This is a genomic window from Bacillus yapensis (assembly GCF_005280205.1).
Classification (GTDB): Bacteria; Bacillota; Bacilli; order Bacillales; family Cytobacillaceae; genus Robertmurraya; species Robertmurraya yapensis.
Genome location: NZ_SUND01000007.1, coordinates 16,578 through 36,194 on the forward strand (window position 1 = coordinate 16,578; position 19,617 = coordinate 36,194).

At 38.7% G+C, this 19,617-nt stretch carries 16 protein-coding genes and 1 pseudogene; 6 read left to right on the forward strand and 11 right to left on the reverse strand.

What is annotated here, in order from left to right; all coding sequences use genetic code 11:
* The first annotated feature begins 107 nt into the window (after positions 1-107).
* A complete protein-coding gene (locus FAR12_RS09960) occupies positions 108-1,850 on the forward strand; it encodes a methyl-accepting chemotaxis protein (protein ID WP_126408556.1) in 1,743 nt (580 codons plus the stop codon).
* A gap of 173 nt (positions 1,851-2,023) precedes the next feature.
* On the opposite strand, the gene FAR12_RS09965 is transcribed toward FAR12_RS09960, so the two are convergent.
* The 3 genes from FAR12_RS09965 to FAR12_RS09975 form a co-directional block, all read right to left on the reverse strand.
* Positions 2,024-3,130, reverse strand: coding sequence for an HD-GYP domain-containing protein (locus FAR12_RS09965; RefSeq protein ID WP_126408557.1), 1,107 nt, complete (start codon positions 3,128-3,130; stop codon positions 2,024-2,026).
* 110 nt (positions 3,131-3,240) lie between these two features.
* On the reverse strand, positions 3,241-5,814 hold the full coding sequence (locus FAR12_RS09970) for an EAL domain-containing protein (RefSeq protein WP_126408558.1): 2,574 nt from the start codon (positions 5,812-5,814) through the stop codon (positions 3,241-3,243).
* A gap of 195 nt (positions 5,815-6,009) precedes the next feature.
* Positions 6,010-6,573, reverse strand: coding sequence for an undecaprenyl-diphosphatase (locus FAR12_RS09975; RefSeq protein ID WP_246010365.1), 564 nt, complete (start codon positions 6,571-6,573; stop codon positions 6,010-6,012).
* Between the two features lie 149 nt (positions 6,574-6,722).
* Here FAR12_RS09975 and FAR12_RS09980 point away from each other — a divergent pair, with 149 nt between their 5' ends.
* Positions 6,723-7,490 (forward strand): divergent polysaccharide deacetylase family protein, encoded by a 768-nt coding sequence (locus FAR12_RS09980; RefSeq protein ID WP_126408559.1) that lies wholly within the window; start codon positions 6,723-6,725, stop codon positions 7,488-7,490.
* Positions 7,491-7,538: 48 nt separating this feature from the next.
* On the opposite strand, the gene FAR12_RS09985 is transcribed toward FAR12_RS09980, so the two are convergent.
* From FAR12_RS09985 to allC, 6 genes are all read right to left on the reverse strand, one after another.
* On the reverse strand, positions 7,539-8,318 hold the full coding sequence (locus FAR12_RS09985; protein ID WP_126408560.1) for a Cof-type HAD-IIB family hydrolase: 780 nt from the start codon (positions 8,316-8,318) through the stop codon (positions 7,539-7,541).
* Positions 8,319-8,726: 408 nt separating this feature from the next.
* A complete protein-coding gene (locus tag FAR12_RS09995) occupies positions 8,727-10,394 on the reverse strand; it encodes a ribonuclease J (RefSeq protein WP_126408562.1) in 1,668 nt (555 codons plus the stop codon).
* A gap of 57 nt (positions 10,395-10,451) precedes the next feature.
* The gene (locus FAR12_RS10000) at positions 10,452-11,648 is read right to left on the reverse strand and encodes a class I SAM-dependent rRNA methyltransferase (protein ID WP_126408563.1); all 1,197 of its coding nucleotides are present in this window, start codon (positions 11,646-11,648) and stop codon (positions 10,452-10,454) included.
* A gap of 109 nt (positions 11,649-11,757) precedes the next feature.
* On the reverse strand, positions 11,758-13,128 hold the full coding sequence (locus tag FAR12_RS10005) for an allantoinase (protein WP_126408564.1): 1,371 nt from the start codon (positions 13,126-13,128) through the stop codon (positions 11,758-11,760).
* Complete coding sequence (locus FAR12_RS10010; protein ID WP_126408565.1) at positions 13,129-14,367, reverse strand: pyridoxal-phosphate-dependent aminotransferase family protein; 1,239 nt, start codon at positions 14,365-14,367, stop codon at positions 13,129-13,131.
* A gap of 14 nt (positions 14,368-14,381) precedes the next feature.
* Positions 14,382-15,623: an allantoate deiminase gene (gene allC, locus FAR12_RS10015; RefSeq protein ID WP_126408566.1), complete on the reverse strand. Its 1,242-nt coding sequence runs from the start codon at positions 15,621-15,623 to the stop codon at positions 14,382-14,384.
* Between the two features lie 199 nt (positions 15,624-15,822).
* On the opposite strand from allC, the pseudogene FAR12_RS24080 reads away from it, so the two are divergent.
* From FAR12_RS24080 to uraH, 4 genes and pseudogenes are all read left to right on the forward strand, one after another.
* A pseudogene (locus FAR12_RS24080) lies at positions 15,823-15,957 on the forward strand (PucR family transcriptional regulator ligand-binding domain-containing protein); the annotation flags it as partial.
* Positions 15,958-16,056: 99 nt separating this feature from the next.
* Positions 16,057-16,551: a 2-oxo-4-hydroxy-4-carboxy-5-ureidoimidazoline decarboxylase gene (gene uraD / locus FAR12_RS10025; RefSeq protein WP_126408567.1), complete on the forward strand. Its 495-nt coding sequence runs from the start codon at positions 16,057-16,059 to the stop codon at positions 16,549-16,551.
* Positions 16,552-16,577: 26 nt separating this feature from the next.
* Positions 16,578-18,038: an NAD(P)-binding domain-containing protein gene (locus FAR12_RS10030; RefSeq protein WP_126408568.1), complete on the forward strand. Its 1,461-nt coding sequence runs from the start codon at positions 16,578-16,580 to the stop codon at positions 18,036-18,038.
* Entirely contained in the window at positions 18,035-18,388 is a 354-nt protein-coding gene (uraH, locus tag FAR12_RS10035) for a hydroxyisourate hydrolase (RefSeq protein ID WP_126408569.1), read from the forward strand. The genes FAR12_RS10030 and uraH overlap by 4 nt, the downstream gene beginning before the upstream one ends.
* A gap of 10 nt (positions 18,389-18,398) precedes the next feature.
* Here the strand turns inward: uraH and FAR12_RS10040 are convergent, their stop codons facing one another.
* On the reverse strand, positions 18,399-18,968 hold the full coding sequence (locus tag FAR12_RS10040; RefSeq protein WP_126408570.1) for a dihydrofolate reductase family protein: 570 nt from the start codon (positions 18,966-18,968) through the stop codon (positions 18,399-18,401).
* 119 nt (positions 18,969-19,087) lie between these two features.
* On the reverse strand, positions 19,088-19,474 hold the full coding sequence (locus FAR12_RS10045) for an SET domain-containing protein (protein ID WP_126408571.1): 387 nt from the start codon (positions 19,472-19,474) through the stop codon (positions 19,088-19,090).
* Between the last annotated feature and the right edge of the window lie 143 nt (positions 19,475-19,617).

Sequence of the window (19,617 nt, forward strand, 5' to 3'; positions counted from 1 at the left end):
CGATAATTCTAAATATTTATTAATATAGAAATAGTTTTAATTTACTAGTAAAATAGTTTAATATAGTACTAATACATATAGGAATATTGACATTGGGGGGGAATACAATGAAACGCCTAAGAATTCGGTTCACCGTTGCTAGAAAAATGTATATTAGCTTCATATCGGTACTGCTGATAATGGGATTACTCGGCTATATTTCAATCTATAGCATGAATAACATTAATAAAAAATCAACAGAAATCACGGAAACTTGGTTACCGGGTGTAGAATCTGTTAATCACATTAACTACCTTACTGAACGTCTCGCATCCCTCGAATATAAATATGTGATCGAACCGGATCAAAAGAAAATGACCCTTCTCCAGGAAAAAATGGATACCACTTTCGCAGAAATTGATAAATCCTTCTCTGATTATGAAAAAAGAATCACACTAGATGAAGAGCGAAAGCATTTTGATAGTTTAAAAGAGAAATGGACGAAATACCAAGATATTCATAAACGATTTATTGAATTAGGTACAGATATGAATATTGTTCAAGGAACAGGTAATGTCAACGGAATCAAGTTAATCTCCACTATTGGTGAAGCAGATAATATGTACTCTAGCATCCAGTTCACCTTAGAGAAATTGGTCGATCTCAATCATAAAAACGCCGAAAAGGCGAGCAGTGAAGGAAATTCTGTTTTTGATACAAGCTTAATGCTAATTATTATTTTCCTAGTTGCAGGAGTTATTTTAGGCTTAACTATCGCCTACATCACTGCACGTATGATTTCCAAACCACTGAAGTTTGTTACAGATAATGTAAAAGAAGTGGCAAAAGGGAATCTAACCATGGATCCGATAAGTGTCAAAAATAGAGATGAGATCGGTGAATTGGCCAAGGCCTTTAATGAAATGGGGACAAGTCTTGCGAACTTAATTCGAAAAGTTACGCATACTTCTCAAACGGTTGCTGCTTCCTCTGAACAGCTTCTTGCTAGCTCAGAACAAACATCAAAAGCGACTGAACAAATCACGATTTCTATCCAAGAAGTAGCAGCTGGTTCTGAGCATCAAGTAAGCGGTGCGATGCAAGGGAATTCCTCAATGCAAGAAATTTCTAAAGGGATGGAGCAAGTAGCAGGTGCTATTCAAATTGTCTCTGATTTAAGTGTGACGACCAATAATAAAGCAGAATCAGGCAACAATGTTGTTACTGAAACAGTCACACAAATGGGCATTGTTCAAGACCAGGTCGGAAAAATTGCTTCTATTATTCATGCGTTAGGAACACGTTCTAAGGAAATTGGCAAGATTGTCGATTTAATCTCGCAAGTATCTGAGCAAACCAATCTTCTTGCCCTAAATGCAGCTATTGAAGCGGCACGTGCAGGTGAGCATGGAAAAGGCTTTGCAGTTGTAGCCGATGAAGTGCGAAAACTCGCAGAAGAATCCCATAAAGCTACAGATAATATTCGCGTCCTTATTAGTCAAATACAAAAAGAGATTAATGAAGTAACTGTTTCCATGGATGAAGGTACAAATTCAGTGAAATCAGGAATTAATAAGGTGAATGAAACTGGACAAGCTTTCTTTGAAATTACGGAGATGATTTCACAAATCACAACACAAGCACAAGAAGTATCCGCGATTGTCGAAGAAGTCAACGCAAGCACAGAAGAAATGGTCCAAAAAATGGCCGAAATCGCCAGCATTTCACAGCAATCTGCCGTGAACTCTCAGCAAGTAGCTGCATCAGCAGAAGAACAAAATGCGGCGATGGAAGAAATCACTGCTTCAGCCAATTCTTTAAGTAGCATGGCCCAAGAAATGCAGGAAAATGTTTCGAAGTTTAGAGTTTAATATAGTAGTAAAAAGAATCTGTCCGAGTTTGGATGGATTCTTTTTTTGAGAGTAAAAGTTTTTAGCCTGCGCAACGGGAGCTATGAAAACTTCACAATCCCAAATAAAAACACAAAGCTGCTCCCAAAGGTCCTATTAACTAATAACCTTCAAGAACAGCCTAAAATATGCGTTTATAGTAAAGCATCCGCTTCGACAATTTCAACAGTTAAATGCTCCTTAGATGCTAAGTCGATTTCATATGGTTGTACATCTTGATTTTCTTCATCCTTATAGATACGAACGGTTGGACGACCTACGGCAGAAAAATTATAATTCGAAACAATTCCCGTTCTTCCATCATTCAAGGTTACCGTAAGACCTGGTGGATAAATAGCAATTGCACTCTTAAACAGCTCCACCTGTCTTTGCTCAAAAGCCGTTCCGATTCCGCCATATAAAACTTCCATTCCGATATGAGGTAACATTGGAGGACGATACGCACGATGACTTGTCACCGCATCGAAAACATCTGCCACACTAATAATCTTGGCATACTTATGAATCTCTTCTTCCTTCAAACCTCGAGGATAACCAGTACCATCTACTTTTTCATGATGCTGTAAGGCACAATGAGCCACTGGAATTGGGATCTCATGAATCTTCTTTAATGTTTCAAACCCAAGCTCACAATGAGACTTCACCAGTTCAAATTCGTTCTCCGATAGCTTTCCTGGCTTATTTAATACCTCTTTAGGAATATACATTTTCCCAAGATCATGAAGCATTGCACCAAGGCCAATCTCTTCAATATTCTTAATCGGCAAACCATTCTCTATAGCAAGCTGACAGGCATAAATCGAAACGTTCAGGCTATGATTATAGACATCATCCTCATGAACCTTTGTCGTCGCCAACAGATTTAAGGCTGCTCCATTTGCATTTAAGCTCTCCAGAATATCCTTAAAGACCTTTTGCATACTACGAACCACGCGACCCGTCTTCATAATACCTTGAAGATTCGTCTTGTTTTTATGTAAATCAACAAGGGAATCCAACCCTTCCTTGATCGCAGCTGCTGCCTCAGCACGTAGTTCGTTTGGAATGGATTCGACAATTTCAATTCCCTCAGATACCTCATCATCTATATAAACAGCAAAAATATTCAATTGTTTCAGTCTATTAATTAGACTATCTGTTAAGTATGTACCTTGTGCCAGCAGAACCGTTCCGTTGTCCTGGTAAATCGACCTACTTAACTGCGTTCCAGCTTGACAATGTTCTAACTTCACTAAACGCATTTTCCCTCTACTCTCCGCTTCTTGTCGAAATATGTCTATATAGACAAATCATACTACATTATTCCTATAAAAAATAGCCCAACTCCCAAATATGGGAATTGAGCACTAGTCTATATGACTTGCAATAACTTAATTAACTCATCTTTCGGAACAGGTGGGCTATACAAATAGCCTTGAATTTCATCACAGCCCATTTCAATTAATAACGCATTTTCCATTGCCGTCTCTACCCCTTCAGCAACTACATTAAGCTGTAATCCATGAGCAAAATCTAGGATTGATTGGACAAGGAGTACTTGTTTCTCATTTTCATTTATATCTTTAATAAATTGCCGGTCAATTTTAATTTCATCAATCGGTAACTGCAATAACTGATATAAAGAGGAATATCCTTTCCCAAAGTCATCAATAGAGATTTGAACCCCCATCTCTTTTAAGCGACCAATAACTTCGGCTACATGTTCTGGATTTCGAATAAACACACTTTCGGTAATCTCAATCTTTAAATATTTTGGTGCCAATCCCGATTCTTGTAATGCTTTATCTACCATTGTCACAATGTTGTCCTGTTGAAAATGCTTGGCTGATAGATTCACAGAAATCGGAATAAATAACCGTTCCTCATCCTGCCATTGTTTATTTTGCTTACATGCTTGAACAAGAGACCATTCATCAATTTGAAAAATAAGCCCCATTTCCTCTGCAATCGGGATAAAACGTCCTGGGGAAATGAACCCTAAGTCTGGATCATTCCAACGTAATAGAGCTTCCACACTCGTTACTTTTCCCAACAGGGTTTTCGGCTGATAATATTGTTCAAAGCCTCCCCGATCAACATTCGCTCGTAAAGCATTTTCGATAATAAGGCTTTCTTGAAACTTATTTCGCATCGACTCGTTAAAAAATTGGACCGTGTTTCCCCCAGTTTCCTTTGATATGTACATGGCGATGTCTGCAAATTTCACGAGCGTATTTAAATCCTCTCCATCATCAGGATACATACTAACTCCAACACTAGCCGTAATATATAGGGCTTGTCCATGAATTTCAAAATATGTGGAGAATTCATTCAAAATGAGATCGAGTGTTTGCTGAACCTCTTCTTTTTGCTCCAATCGGTGAACGATAACAAATTCATCCCCACCTAATCGGAATACTTCGCGATCTTCATTTTTTATAACCTTCAATTTATTTGCAGCCATTTGCAGTAAAGTATCCCCAGCATCATGACCAAGTGTATCGTTGATTTGTTTAAACTGATTTAAGTCGATAAAAATAATTGCCATCTTCTTATCTGTTTCTTTACCAATCCACTGACTCACATACTGTTGAAAGTAATGACGATTCGGCAATGACGTTAAACCATCGTAAAAAGCCAGTCGGTGTAATTGCTCCTCAGACTCCTTCAACATTTCTGTCTGTTCACTCAAAATGGCATTCATTTCACTACTTTCCTGAAAAAGCTCCGATAGCTTATCTGCCATTTTTCGCAGGTTATTCCCAAGCACTTTAAGCTCATAAATGGAGCTCTGCGGCCATTCGATATTTTCAAACTTACGAAGCTTTCGCGGTAGACCTGTCGTCACCAGCGCAAGCTGCGTCAGATTGTTCGTTAGACTACGATTGACAAACAATAAGAGAAGAAGCATACAAGAAATCATTAATACTAAATACTTCAACTGTTCGATCGAAAGCTTAAAGATTTCTTTCTGATAGTTCGAAATCGGATATTGAAAAAGAATTGTCATCGAGTCCATCTCTTTTACAAAAAAATACTGACCCTCTGACCATTTATGTATCGGTTCTATATGTTCCTGCTCTCGCGGCAAAGCCTCATAAAAATCATCCGAGATTTCTCGTACGGAATACTTCTGCTCCATCTCACCTATCTCATCTAGTCCATTTGAACTCGTAGAAACGAATTCTTTACCATTCATTTCAATGAGAACATCATAATTATCAGATTTAATGCGCCAAGCAATATCTTCTAGTACAGAAGGCGTTTCCATTTCTTTTGCATCTAAAGCAAGAATTTCTTTTTCCATGCGTGCTGTACTATTTTTCGCATCCACAACCAAATCTGTAGATATTGAATCGTACGTATTAAAAGTATTCGTCACAACGTTAATAAAGAAAGGAACAAGAATGGAAAATAAGGTGATATGGGATAAGAACTGATGAATCGAAACATGATTTTTATTTACTCTATTATTTTTCAATAGTTTATAAAAAGGAAAGTAGGCTAATAGCATGTCTGCAATTAAAGCATTAAATACGCCATTTATAATATCTTTGCACACTTGAAAAAATAGACCGTAATCCGCAAGTGTTGTCTTGTTGAAATAATATAGAAGAAATCCCCCGATTAAAAGCCAAAACAAAGCATCCACATAAAATAACTTGGCTCGCTTTCCTTTTAAGAAAAAGAGTCCTACAAAGGTAACTTCTAAAACGAAAATGGAGCCATAGGCAAGATTAGTAAATTCCCATGGAACAAAAAATAACGCTAATAGGCCAGAAATAATTGCAGCCGGCCATCCGAATATACGAAGGATGAGAAACAAAAAAATACTCGAAAAAGTAAAAGTAATTCCATATAAAATGGTGAGCTGAAATTCTGTGGCTAGAAAGACGAGCCCGATAAGAACAAGGAAAAGCATAATATCCCTTTTATGTTTAATCATTGAGCATCTCCTATTTCATAACTCTAAGCTGATGTCGAATTATAATCTAATATTTCGAATTTAATTAATAATATCATAATATTGGAAAATTTAATATTCTTTCTGTATCTTTTTACCTATATGAAAAACTCGATTCAGATCAAAAAAACGAAATAAACGAGACAATGCTTCCGCTTATTTCGGCTTCATTATTTTTCATATTTCTTTACTAATATGAGAAGTGTCATGTCCAAACCATTTCTTCATTATATCCAATTTAGGAACCAGTCGGAATACCAAGAATACCGAAACAAGGCTCAGTAATGCACCCATACCAACATCACCAGGATAATGCACCCCGACTCCAATACGTGAAATTCCCACGAGGACTGCTAACAGGACCCATAATAAGTGCCAGCCTCTTTTAAATAGCCAAAATGATAGGCAGAAAGCAAACACGATGATGGTATGATCACTAGGAAAGGAATTCCCTACTGCTTTCTCTACCAACTGGTTCACTTCGGGAAGTTCTGCGAATGGCTGATTATTCGAATGCAGCTGTCTCGCGATCATAGCCAATATTTCTGCGACGGCAACAGATACGACCGAACAAAGAACCATTAGTCTGTTCATTTGACTCTTTTTAAACAAAAAGTAGAGTGCAGCAATAATGACAAAATATATTGTATACTTCGCAAAGAAAACAAAGAATGGATTCAAAAACTCGTATTCTTTTCCTAGATCATTAATTATTCGAAACAGTTCTATATTTATCTCCATATTATGATTTTCCCACCTTATAAATAATCCATATTTTACCGCAAAATCAAGGAACTTAAAAGAGGAAATCATTTTAGGATGAAACTTAAATTTTTGTGAAATCTTAAGGAATAGGTTTCGCAAAAATCCTCTTAAAAGGAGCAGTTAATATGAAAATTCTCCTACTTACTGTACTGATTACTTTTTCATTTTTTTCACATGTAACGCTTGCGAACATGGAGCAACCAATCGAGAGAGAATTAGCCATTGTTATTGATGATTTCGGAAATAATATGGAAGGCACTGAAGAAATGCTCGAGCTTCCGGTCCCTCTTACGGTTGCCATTATGCCTTTCATGCCTACGACTGAAAGTGATGCCAAGCTAGCTCATGCAAAAGGACACGAAGTTATTGTCCACCTGCCCATGGAGCCGAAAAAAGGAAAGAAGAGCTGGTTAGGTCCAGGATCGATTACAACGGATTTGAGTGATAAAGAAATTCGCAAAAGAGTCGAAGCAGCGATTAAGAGTGTGCCCTTCGCTATTGGAATGAACCACCATATGGGCTCAAAGGCTACTGAGGATGAAAGAGTGATGCGAATTATTTTAGAGGTGTGTAAAGAAAACAATCTCTATTATCTTGATAGTAAAACTGCACCCAATAGTGTCATCCCCAAACTAGCAGAGGAATTATCTGTACCTTACTTAGAAAACGATATGTTTTTTGACCATATTTATTCAGAAAGGCATATTTACAAACAGGCATCAAAGCTAGCGGAGCGACTCGACCATCGAACAAAATTTATCGCAATCGGTCATGTTGGCATAACGGGCGACAGAGTCGTTAGTGCCTTAAAAGCCTACCTCCCTGAATATGAGAAGCACGCAAAAATAGTTCCATTATCAGCATTACTCCCACCGATGATCCCATCTTTTTAAATGGAAACTCCCTATAGGCACGAGCGCCTATAGGGAGTTTTCAAAATCTTATAGTAAGCCAACCATTTTTAAACCGTGAAGAATCCCGTCTTCTTCAACTGATTTTGTTACATATTTTGCGACAGCTTTAATCTCTTCTTCGCCATTCCCCATCGCTACGCTGTTATGAACATGGGTCAGCATTTCCCTATCATTTAATCCGTCACCAAAAGCATATATACGTTCTTTCGGAAAGCCAAGCTTTTCAACAATTTTCTCAATTCCCTTTAATTTAGAGCCACCTCTTGGAAGGATATCAACGGAAACTGGATGCCAGCGGACAAAATCAAAGTCCTTGTAGACAGCTTCGTACTGCGTCTCTTCACCTTCTGGACAGAATAGAAGGGATTGAAGAATATCCCGTTCCTTATAATAATTGGGGTCATGTGTAGGGAATTTTTCTACTTTTAACGTACTAATACTTTCTTTTATGTAATCATGGTCAGGCACATTGGCCTTCATATCCTCGTGGTCCATATACACAATTGGATGCTCATTTTCTAGGGCAGCCTCAGTTAATTTTACAAGGGAAGTAGTGATTAGTGGATTCTTGTATATGACTTCTCCATTTAACACAACATATTGGCCGTTGTAGCTGACAAATGTGTTAATATCTAATTCTTTTCGTAAATCTTCATACATAAATGGAGCTCGACCTGTGGCAATTGCAACTTCATGTCCTTTTTCTTTTAAAGCAAAAATGGCTTCTTTTGTAGAAGCTGGCATTTCCTTATCATGGTTTAGCAATGTTCCATCTATATCAAAAAATATTACACTTTTCTCAGTCATATCGATACCAACTTTCTATGATGAAGTGATGTGATGTGTTTGTTTAGCGCTTTAACTCTTAAAAACAATACATTACTATGGTATCTCAACTTCCATATGTTTGCAACGGAGACTATTTACTTCCTTCTGTATGACAACAAAAAAAGACCTAGGAGGTCCTTTTTATTAGAGTTATTAAGAAACGGCTCACTTGATGTTGATTTCCGCTCCAGGCACTTGCTTTCCGGGGGGCGGGCGATGAGCCTCCTCGTCGCAAGCTCCTGCGGGGTCTCATCTGTCCCGCAGATCCCCCAGGAGTCAAGCGCCTTCCACTCCAATCAACTTATGTCTGCTTATATATTTTAGAAAACTTTCACCATATATAAATGAATTAAGAAGCTGATTCTCTTAGTCCCCTTGCATCCTTGTTTAAATTTCAATTATTATCGGCAGGATCATGGGTCTTCTTCTAGTCTTATTGAATAGATATTCTCCAAGTGTTTTCTTTAAGCTTTGTTTGATGACGCCCCATTGGCCCTTGTTGGAGGATTGTAAGTCGTTGACGGTCTTTTCGATAAGACGATTCATATCTCTCATTAGTTCCTCTGAATCACGCACATACACGAATCCACGTGTGATCGTATCAGGTCTAGAAACTAACTTTTTATCTGTCCTACTCATCGTCAACACAATAACGAGCATTCCGTCCTCAGAAAGCTGCTTGCGGTCACGAAGGACAATTTCGCCAACATCACCAACTCCGATTCCATCCACATATGTATTACCTGCTTGGATTTCTCGAGTTTGACGAGCAATGGAATTTTCAATATCAACGATTTCACCATTTTTTATGATAAAAGTATTTTCTTTCTCCACTCCAACAGATTCAGCCAATATACGATGCTGATGAAGCATGCGATATTCTCCATGAATCGGAATAAAATATTTCGGCTTCATCAAGGTGAGCATCAGCTTTAAATCCTCCTGATAGCCATGTCCTGACACATGCAATCCTTTTCCAGAACCGTAAAGTACCTTGGCACCCATCGCAAATAGATTATCGATGATTTTAGAAATTCCTTTTTCATTCCCAGGAATTGGACCGGCAGCCAGAATCACCGTATCATCGGGTAAAATTTCTACTCCTCGGAAATTCCCAGTCGAGAGACGAGATAAAGCAGCTAATGGTTCTCCTTGACTTCCTGTGCAGAGAATAGCAACTTTTTCTGGAGGCAACTCATTGATTTCATTTGGCTCAATAATCATTCCTTCTGGCACCTGTAAATATCCTCGTTCAATCGCAACATCAACGACATTGACCATACTCCGACCTAGCAATGCCAATTTACGACGAGTCTTTTGCGCAGCTTCTACAACTTGCTGAACCCGATTAATATTGGAGGCAAATGTGGAAAGAACCACTTTTCCTGTCGCCTTGATGAAGGCCTCTAATACTTGTTCGCCGACCATTTGCTCAGAAGGAGTCCCTCCTGGTCGTTCGGCATTCGTGCTTTCTGATAGTAGAAGTAAAACCCCATCCGTACCAATCTGAGCCATTTTATGAATATCAGAAAACTGTTGATTAACAGGAGTCAAATCAAACTTAAAATCTCCCGTGTGAACAATATTTCCTTGTGGTGTTCGGAACACAATCCCAAGACAGTCGGGAATGCTATGGTTGACTCTGAAAAAATCAATGTCCATTTCTCCAAAAGCCAGCTTCGAATTTGAATCTATTTCTATTAATTCGGTATCTCTTAAAAGTTTGTGTTCTTCTAGTTTTAATTCAATTAATCCAAGCGTAAAACGAGTCGCATAAACTGGGATATTCAACTTCTTTAATAGATAAGGAATGCCCCCAATATGATCCTCGTGACCGTGGGTTACAATTAGAGCCCGAACCTTCTTTTTATTTTCTTCTAAATAAGAGATATCAGGAATAATCAAATCAATTCCTAACAAACTTTCATCAGGAAACTTGTTCCCACAATCAATTATGATGATATCGTCTGAGCTTTCAATAACATACATGTTTTTTCCTATTTCATGCAAACCACCTAAAGCAAAAACGGATATTACATTTTCTTTTCCACCCATAACGTGCCCTCCTGCTGTGACAATTATGGATAGTATATCCAATTTTTATTTATATCATTAAGTTAATTTCTTTATAAAAACAACCTTTAGATAATTTCCTTCTTTAAAATTATTTGTCGTCTTAAAGTCAGAAGGAAGTCTAAATTCTTCAAGAATCTTGTATTTATCACCGGTTTGTTTAAAAGCTTTCTCGATAAAGCCTTTGAATTTATCCATCCCGAAATTACTAGCGTTGGTTGAGGCAACAATAACCCCATCCTTCTCCGTAATTCGGATCGCTTTTTCTAGCAAATCTGGATAATCTTTGGCTGCACTGAACGTATTCTTTTTAGAACGTGCATAGCTCGGTGGATCAAGGATTACTAAATCAAACAACAAGTTTTTTCGAACCGCATATTTAAAATAGTTAAACACATCTTCCACAATAATGTCCTGCGCTTCATAGTCAATTTCATTTAAACTAAATTGTTCAATCGTTTTACTTTTACTCCGATTCGCTACATCGACACTTGTCGTTTTCGAAGCTCCTCCAGCTGCCGCAGCAACCGAAAACGCTCCTGTATAAGAAAACGTGTTTAACACGTTTTTCCCTTTCGAATACTTGTCTCTGATTGTTTTACGAACATCTCTTTGATCAAGAAAGATCCCTACCATCGCACTTTCATTCAAGTAAACCGCAAAGTTCATCCCATTCTCTTTCACAATAAGAGGAATCGGCGCTCTTTCCCCTGCAATGAAATCATCATCTTCAATATATGTACCCTGTTCAGCAAAACGCTTTTTCTCATAGAGACCTTTATAGTCTGCGATGTTTGTAAGTGCTTGTACGACTAGATTTTTAAAATGATAAATGCCTTCGCTGTACCAATTAATCAGGTAGTAGCCGTCAAAGTAATCGATCGTCAGTCCGCCAATCCCGTCCCCTTCACCATTAAACACCCGAAAAGCGGTTGTTTCCGGATCTTTAAAAAGAGTTTTCCGTCCTTCAATGGCCTGCTTAAACTTCTTCTCGAAAAACTTTTCATCAAATTCTTCTTGTTGCTGTCGGCTTAAAACCCATCCAATGCCTTTATTCTGTTGCCCAAAGTACCCTTTTCCAAGAAAGGCACCACTCTCATCAACAAGTTCAAGAGTTGAGCCTTCTTCAACATTGCCCTTTAAATTAAGAACAGCCTCTTTGTTTATAAGAGGAAATCCTGCTCGAAGATTCTTTGCAAAAGTTGATTTTATCTTAAGTTTGACTGTATTATTCATTATTTTCATCCAATCATTATAAAAGTGTCGTTCCAAAAAAAGAAAAGAAGCCCATCCTTTTATAGAATTGGCTTCTTTCCCCTATAGTAATACATTGATTGAAGTAATTTCAAATCCTAATCTGTTGTTCTTGTGAAGCTTTCAGCCACTTCCCATTCTGTTTCATGGTTTTGTCATCTTCGTAAACAACTTTTCCACGGCAAATCGTTGTCTTAACCTTACATGGGAAGGTGTGACCAAGATAGAGGCTTTGCTTATGCTTTGCAAAGAAATTCTCCTCTGTCGCTGTGAAATTCTCGTCCAATGAAACGATTGCGAGGTCGGCATCATATCCGATTCCTATCTTCCCTTTTGATGCCAGACTAAAGCGTTCCGCTGGATTTGTTGCCGTCATTTGAGCCACTTTCGAAAAAGAAATTTCATGCTTTTTGGCTAGCTCTATCATGGATAACAAAGTAAACTGCCCTCCACTAATTCCTCCCCATGCATCGAATAGATGATGTATGTTTGGATCTTTCATCGAATACGGACTTGGAGAATGATCAGAAGCGACTATATCAAATTTGCCCTCTACTAATAATTGAACTAGTTTCTCTTGCTCACTTTTCTCTCGTAATGGTGGTGCGCATTTGGCAAGCGCCCCTTTTTCGAAAAGAGCATCATGATAAAATAATAAATAGTGTGGACAGGTTTCAACCGTGACATCTAGCCCCTGCTTTTTCGCTTCTTCTATTTTTTCAACAGCTGATGCACTGCTAATATGAACAAAGTGAATCGCACAGCCTGTCAGTTTAGAATAAGATAACACTCTTTCAACTGCTTCTACTTCTGCTAAAATAGGACGGGTCTCTAAGTAATCATCAGGCGTAAAGAACCCTTTTTCTCTTTTTTCAGCCGCTAGCCATTTCGTAATAGCATCACTTTCTGAATGAAGCGCGAGAAGTTTATTTAAAGAAGCAATTTTTTTCATGCCTCGTAACAAGGTCATGTCATCAACTCGTTCGAATTCTTCATTCCCTGATTCAGAAAGAAAAGCCTTAAAGCCAATCACTCCTGCCTCAGAAAGCTCCTCCAAATTCGCTTCGTTTCCAGGAACAAGTCCTCCCCATAGGGCAAAGTCAACAATGGATTTTTCTTTTCCTGTCTTCACTTTTTGAAAAAGGGCTTCCTTATCAATTGTGGAAGGAATCCCGTTTAGTGGCATATCAAAGAAAGTCGTACATCCTCCCGCTGCCATCATTTCAGACCCTGTTTCAAAGCCTTCCCATGTATCCCTTCCCGGATCATTAAAGTGAACATGAACATCAATCATTCCTGGAAAAAGATAGTTGCCTGTTTCATCTCGTTCTTCATTGGCAGTACCCGTAAGTTTCTCTTCAATTTTGGTAATTACACCGTCCTTGATTCCAATATCTACCTGCATCACTTCCGATAGTAAAACAACAAATCCATTGCGAATAATCAGATCGTATTCCGGCATTTAGCTCACCTCCTTTGATTCATAGATATCAAGAGCGGCCTGCAATGCTTCTCCTCTGTTGACCTTTGCACCTTGACGAATCAAACAAGCCTCCAAAGCACCTAAGACTGAAAGGATATTTTCTTTTCGACAACTATACCCCATCGTACCGATACGCCAAATTTTCCCGTGCAAAGGACCGAATGAAGAAGCGATTTCAATGCCAAACTCTTGAAGAAGCATACTCCTTACCGCTTCTCCATCAACACCAGGCGGGATTTCCACACAAGTGACACAAGTGAGCTTATTGTCGGGATCTCCAAACAATTTCAATCCCATTGCCTCAATTCCTGAAATTAATGCTTGCTCATGGAATTTATGACGAGCAAAACGCTCATCCAAACCTTCTTCAAGAACCAGACGCAAACCTTCCCGCAAAGCATAGACCATCGATGTCGCTTCTGTGTGGTGATTCAATCTTCTCGGACTCCAGTAATCTTGTAACATCCCTAAATCAAAATAGTTGCTAGCGATTGGGAGACTGCTTCGCATATAGCGATTGTCATCTTCAGTTGCAATCCCCCGCTCGACTTTCTTCCGAGATAATATAATCTTTTCCACCCGCTCATTGTATGAAATCGGCGCCATTCCTGATGGAACAGATAAGCATTTTTGCGTTCCACCAACGACTGCATCAATACACCAGTCATCCGTTTTCACTTCAACACCACCGATAGACGCAACTGCATCAACCACTAGCAATACATCTTGGGCACGACATGCCTTCCCTATTTGTTCGAGCGGTTGCATTCTTCCCGTCGAAGTTTCCCCATGAACAATCGCAACAATTTTAGGAGAAACCTTCTTCATTTCCACAATGACGACCTCCGAGTCAAACACTTCTCCCCACGGACAATCAATGGTATGAACGTCCGCACCGTATCGTTCACAAATTTCAACAAGCAAATGACCGAAACGTCCATAGATTGGAACCAATACTTTGTCACCTGGTTCAATCAGACTTGATAACACCGCTTCATTCCCAGCACGGGATGTTCCATCAATCGGAAATGCCCAGTGATTTTTCGTTTGAAAGACTTGTCTCAGCATTTCCATCACTTCATTCATAATTTCTGTGAAAGCTGGATCAAACTGTCCTAAAATAGGTGTACTGAGCGCCCGCAGTACGCGTGGGTCCACTTCAACCGGTCCAGGAGTCATAATCGTCCTTTTCGGGGTATTCAACTCTGCAAAACTCATTTCCACCATCTCCTTTAGTAGGCTAATTTATATAACAGCTCTGTTAACAGCTCGACCCCTGTCTCTAAATCTTCTATTCTCGTAAACTCTTTTGGAGAATGACTGATGCCGTCTTGACTCGGAACAAAGATCAACGTAGTCGGGCAAATGGATGCAAATACTTGAGCATCGTGTCCTGCACCTGAAACAATGTCTTGGTAGGAAATGTTCTTTTCCGTTGCCAATTGGCGAATCACTTGATTCATTTTTTCATCCATCGCAATCGGCTTCACATCCATCCATTGAGAAATCTGGACATCCAAATCAGTAGAAAGTCTCTCAAACTCTGCAAAAATATCTTCACAATATCGATTAAGCACATCCTCCTGATGATGACGAATATCTAAACTAAATTCCACTTCACCGGCAACCACATTAGGAACATTGGGTCTAACATTCAACTTTCCTACCGTTGCTACAAGCAGTGGATCAAATTCTTTTGCTTTTTCGGTTAAATACGTAATCAGTTTCGATGCTGTACTGACTGCATCCTTGCGGTAATACATAGGCGTGGTCCCTGCATGGTTGCTTTCCCCGACCACGTTTATCGTAAAACGGCGCTGACCAACAATGTGGGACACGACTCCAATCGTGTTTTGATTTTTTTCGAGGATCATCCCTTGTTCGATATGAATTTCAACGAATCTCTCAATATCTGTACGAAGGTTAGATTGATATTCTTTTGGATCAAAGCCTGATTCCTTCATCGCTTCTAGAAAATGGATTCCATCTCCATCCTGTACGTCCTTCACAGTCTCTAAATTATAGGCACCTGAAATATTCCTCGAGCCCCAAAAGGTTAGTGGAAATCGACTTCCTTCTTCTTCACTAAGAGATATCACTTCAATCGTTTTTTTCGGATATCCGTATTTCTGAAATAATTGAGAGGTTGCTAGGAGGCTCGCAATAATTCCGTAGGCTCCATCATATTTGCCCCCATCTATCACGGTATCAATATGAGAACCTGTTAAAATCGTTTTACTGCCTAGTTCCGTCCCCGGCAGTTTTCCGAATAAATTTCCTGCCCTATCAAAATAGGTCTGAAGCTGTAAAACTTCCATTTTATCCTTCAAAGCATCCTGTGCTTTACGCCAATCCTTTGAAAATAATGGCCTCGTAACTCCCCCGTTTGTCGTTCGTCCAAACGTAGCAAGCCATTCAATCATTTCACTAACTGAATCTTTTTCAAATTTTTGCTCCCTCATTTTAATGGCCATCCCAATCACTTCCTATCCAATAAGTAAATGAATTTAATAGGTTAAGCTTACAGAGTTCACTTTCAAACTTCATTATCACTTATACACAAAATTAATAAGTTCTTTTGTTTATCTTAACCAAGGAAATTTTTATACGCTATTATTAATAAAAAATATTTTGAATTTTACAAAAAAAGATGTCGTAATGAAAGTAAGCTAGCTATTATCCGTTCCTCATTTTACAGGTATGAACATGATTGCCGGTGCCTCTGGTAAAGAGCAAGAAGTTCATACAGTCAACATGATGGATGCACCAGACATCATCAACTTTTTAAATCCGAATGAATTGCTCGTTAAAATATTCAATATTATGTTAATTAAAATAACTCTGAATGTTATAATTTATAACATAAGTTAGTTCAACTTTCAAAACAATAGTGAAGGGGCTGCTCCTATGCTTACAATCGAACAATTGAACAAGACGACAGAACATGAATTTATGGAATTGCTAGGTGGGATTTTTGAACATTCCCCTTGGGTCGCAGAGAAGGCCATTCATGTGAAACCCTTCTCTTCATTAGGGCATTTGTATGACGAAATGGTATCCGTCGTGGAGCAAGCAACTGAAGAACAAAAACTTATTTTAATAAAAGCACATCCCAATTTAGGAGAACGCATTGAAATGAGTCCGGATTCTGTCAATGAACAAGCAGGAGCTGGCTTAAAAAATCTTACACCCGAGGAATACGACAAATTCAGCACCTTAAACCAACAATATATGGACAAATTCGCTTTTCCCTTCATCTTAGCCGTCAAAGGGAAAAACAAACACCAAATATACGAAGCCATGGAGCAACGAGTGCAAAATCAAAGAGAAACTGAATTTCAAACCGCGATGAAAGAAATATACAAAATCGCCCTGCTACGTTTGGAAGAAAAGATTCAATAACGGAAGCTTGAGAGGATGAGCGAATCATGAGTTTAGAAGGATTAAATGAACAAGTAAAAAGGGACCTTACTTATCTGAACTTCGGTGGACCAGAATGGGTGCAGCCACTCAATCATCCTGAAGGGCATGTGTACGATGTCGTAATTGTCGGTGGCGGCCAAAGCGGCTTGAGTGCTGCCTTCGCATTAAAACGTGAGCGCATCTATAACGTTCTCATCATTGACGAAAATCCAGAAGGATTCGAAGGTCCTTGGGAAACCTATGCCCGTATGGTTACATTAAGAACCCCTAAAGAACTGACTTCTATTGAACTCGGCATACCCTCATTAACCTTCCGTGCATGGTGGGTCGCACAAGCAGGCGAAGAAGATTGGGAAAAACTTGATAAGATTCCACGAGGTGAGTGGATGAACTATTTGCGGTGGTATCGAAGCGTTTTGAATTTGCCTGTTCTCAACGAAGTAAAGCTGAAATTAATCGAACCATCAGTTGACGGAATTCATCATTTGCACATTGAGGGCACTGGTTCTCCTAGCGAAAAAATACTCGCTCGTAAAGTCATACTCGCTACCGGGATCCAAGGTGGAGGCGAGTGGCATGTCCCACCTCTCATTTCAGAAAAATTAACTCGTGAACGATATGCCCATACTTCCGAACCAATTGATTTCGAACTACTTAAAGGAAAAAAGGTAGCGATTCTAGGAGGAGGAGCATCCGCTTTTGATAACGCAAATGCAGCACTCTCTGAAGGTGTTGAAGAAGTGCATGTTTTTGTCCGAAGAAAAGAGCTCCCTCGAATCAATCCAATTCGCCAGATGGAAAGCTCAGGAATCATCGAACATTTTCACACCTTTTCCGACAGGGAAAAATATACGGCCATTGCCCATTTCTTTAAATTCAATCAACCACCTACAAACGATACCTTTAGTCGTGCTTCATCACAGCCTGGATTTCAACTCCATTTAGGTGCGCCATGGCTCGATGTTGAGGATACAAGCAACGGTATAGTAGTCACTACGCCGCAAGGAAAACATACTTTTGATTTCTTAATCATTAGTACTGGTCTTGTAACAGACCCCTCTTTGCGACCAGAGTTAAGACTTATAGACAAACATATTGCACGTTGGGGCGATAAATATACTGCACCTGAGGAATTCGTGAATCCTCTTGTCGATGCTCACCCCTATCTTAGTCCAGGTTTTTCTTTTACCAGTCGAGATGAACAAGGAAAGAAACTGCTGTATGGACTCTTTGTTTTTAACTATTCAACGTTAGTTAGCTGCGGACTTTCAGCATCAGCTCTTTCAGGAATTCGATTTGCTTTACCGAAGCTTGCTCTAGCAGTATCTGATCAACTTTTTCAGGATGAAAAAGAGAAGATTTTAAATAGCTTCCTCACATATGATAAGGAGGAATTTATCGGGGAATGGCCGAAGATAGAAAAAAAAAACTTCCTCAATAGAAAAATAGGAAGGAGATTGATATGACAGGATTAACGACACATATATTAGATTTAACTCATGGTGTTCCAGCGAGCAACGTCACTATCGAGCTATATTTTTATGGAGAGCATGAGTGGCAGTTCCTAACCTCAGCTGTCACGAATTCGAATGGAAGACTTGATGAACCACTTTTGTCTGAAGAAGATACGAAAATCGGAACTTACGAACTCGTATTTCATATCGGGGATTATTTTCGTAGTAAAGCTCTCGAATTACCCGAGCTTCCTTTTTTAGATAAAGTGCCTGTTCGCTTTAACATTGCAGATACCACTGCCCATTACCACGTTCCTTTACTCGTTTCCCCTTGGGGTTACCAAGTGTATAGAGGAAGTTAATGGAGTAGGTTTAGTGACGCCTATTATGATAGATTAGTTGTACCACTCCAGAAGAGAATGTTCTTGTATTAACCAATTTTAAATTCAATCTCTGTTTTACATCTATAAACAACGGCTTTCCTTCTCCTAAAACAACCGGGTGAACTGATAATCTAAATTCATCAACAAGCCCTAAATCGATAAATGATGTAATTAGGCTTGCACCACCATAGAGCCATATATCTCTGCCCGGCTTATTCTTTAATTTAATCACTTCTTCAAGAACATTCTCATTTATGAATATCGCCTTATTATCAGTTCCTTTTTGTGTATGAGAAAAAACATATTTTTCTTTACTATGAACGATCTTCCATATTTCTTTTTCTGTTTCGGGCAAATCACTTCCCGGAGCATATTGTCCCCATAAATCATAGCTTTTTCTTCCGTAAAAAATAGTATCTATTTGATTCAGGAAATCAGTAAACCCCATCTCAGAGTCCATAATGCACCAATCAACTTCCCCATTTTCCCCTTCAATAAAACCATCTAAAGTAACTGCTAAATCTAAAATAATCTTTCTTGTTTTTAAGTTATTAGACATTATTTTTCCTCCCTAAGATCATAGTGTAAATAACCTTAATTCTTATTTTATTCTCTACTTAGCAATAAAAAACACGCGCCGATAAGAATAACCGAGGCGTGCTTTTTAGCGTTTATACTTTATTCATTATCGTCTCTATCAAACCACAGCTTCTCTTGATCATCCACATCGCCATTATAATTAATGAGGATTTCTTCCCCCGCTTTTATGTCTTTGTAAGCAAAGAAATCAAAAGTGTGATTGTCAAAATTAATATCATATGTTGCATTTGGTTCATAGGAATGATTAAACAACATTCCATAACCAAGAAGAATCGCAGTATGATTAATCCCATACTCAAACGCGTAATCAGCGAGTAAGGTTTTTTCAATATGTTCATGCTGTTCGTTTGGATAAGCAATAACAGGCGCCTCATGGATAAGCGTTCCTTTTTTAATATCACATGTAGCAAATACCCCTCTATTGAATTCTCCATCACTTAGTGAAGAAGTTTTTATCTCTATCATGCTGTACACCTACTCACTTTATAAAATTTATTTCTTTTTAACTTTAACATTATTTTGGACATTGGGCTCGTTTTTATTTAACGCTGTTTTCGTAATGATTGTGGTTTTTTTGTAAATGTCCTAATTTTTTTCTTCAGAAAAAA

What these genes read in the sequence shown, in the direction of transcription:
- FAR12_RS09985 (WP_126408560.1), bottom strand. Translation starts at nt 8,318, where the DNA reads ATGACTGAGAAAAGTGTAATATTTTTTGATATAGATGGAACATTGCTA.
- FAR12_RS10040 (WP_126408570.1), bottom strand. Translation starts at nt 18,968, where the DNA reads ATGTCTAATAACTTAAAAACAAGAAAGATTATTTTAGATTTAGCAGTT.
- FAR12_RS10030 (WP_126408568.1), top strand. Translation starts at nt 16,578, where the DNA reads ATGAGTTTAGAAGGATTAAATGAACAAGTAAAAAGGGACCTTACTTAT.
- uraD (WP_126408567.1), top strand. Translation starts at nt 16,057, where the DNA reads ATGCTTACAATCGAACAATTGAACAAGACGACAGAACATGAATTTATG.
- uraH (WP_126408569.1), top strand. Translation starts at nt 18,035, where the DNA reads ATGACAGGATTAACGACACATATATTAGATTTAACTCATGGTGTTCCA.
- FAR12_RS09970 (WP_126408558.1), bottom strand. Translation starts at nt 5,814, where the DNA reads ATGATTAAACATAAAAGGGATATTATGCTTTTCCTTGTTCTTATCGGG.
- FAR12_RS09980 (WP_126408559.1), top strand. Translation starts at nt 6,723, where the DNA reads ATGAAAATTCTCCTACTTACTGTACTGATTACTTTTTCATTTTTTTCA.
- FAR12_RS09960 (WP_126408556.1), top strand. Translation starts at nt 108, where the DNA reads ATGAAACGCCTAAGAATTCGGTTCACCGTTGCTAGAAAAATGTATATT.
- FAR12_RS10000 (WP_126408563.1), bottom strand. Translation starts at nt 11,648, where the DNA reads ATGAATAATACAGTCAAACTTAAGATAAAATCAACTTTTGCAAAGAAT.
- FAR12_RS09975 (WP_246010365.1), bottom strand. Translation starts at nt 6,573, where the DNA reads ATGGAGATAAATATAGAACTGTTTCGAATAATTAATGATCTAGGAAAA.
- FAR12_RS10010 (WP_126408565.1), bottom strand. Translation starts at nt 14,367, where the DNA reads ATGAGTTTTGCAGAGTTGAATACCCCGAAAAGGACGATTATGACTCCT.
- FAR12_RS09995 (WP_126408562.1), bottom strand. Translation starts at nt 10,394, where the DNA reads ATGGGTGGAAAAGAAAATGTAATATCCGTTTTTGCTTTAGGTGGTTTG.
- allC (WP_126408566.1), bottom strand. Translation starts at nt 15,623, where the DNA reads ATGGCCATTAAAATGAGGGAGCAAAAATTTGAAAAAGATTCAGTTAGT.
- FAR12_RS10005 (WP_126408564.1), bottom strand. Translation starts at nt 13,128, where the DNA reads ATGCCGGAATACGATCTGATTATTCGCAATGGATTTGTTGTTTTACTA.
- FAR12_RS09965 (WP_126408557.1), bottom strand. Translation starts at nt 3,130, where the DNA reads ATGCGTTTAGTGAAGTTAGAACATTGTCAAGCTGGAACGCAGTTAAGT.
- FAR12_RS10045 (WP_126408571.1), bottom strand. Translation starts at nt 19,474, where the DNA reads ATGATAGAGATAAAAACTTCTTCACTAAGTGATGGAGAATTCAATAGA.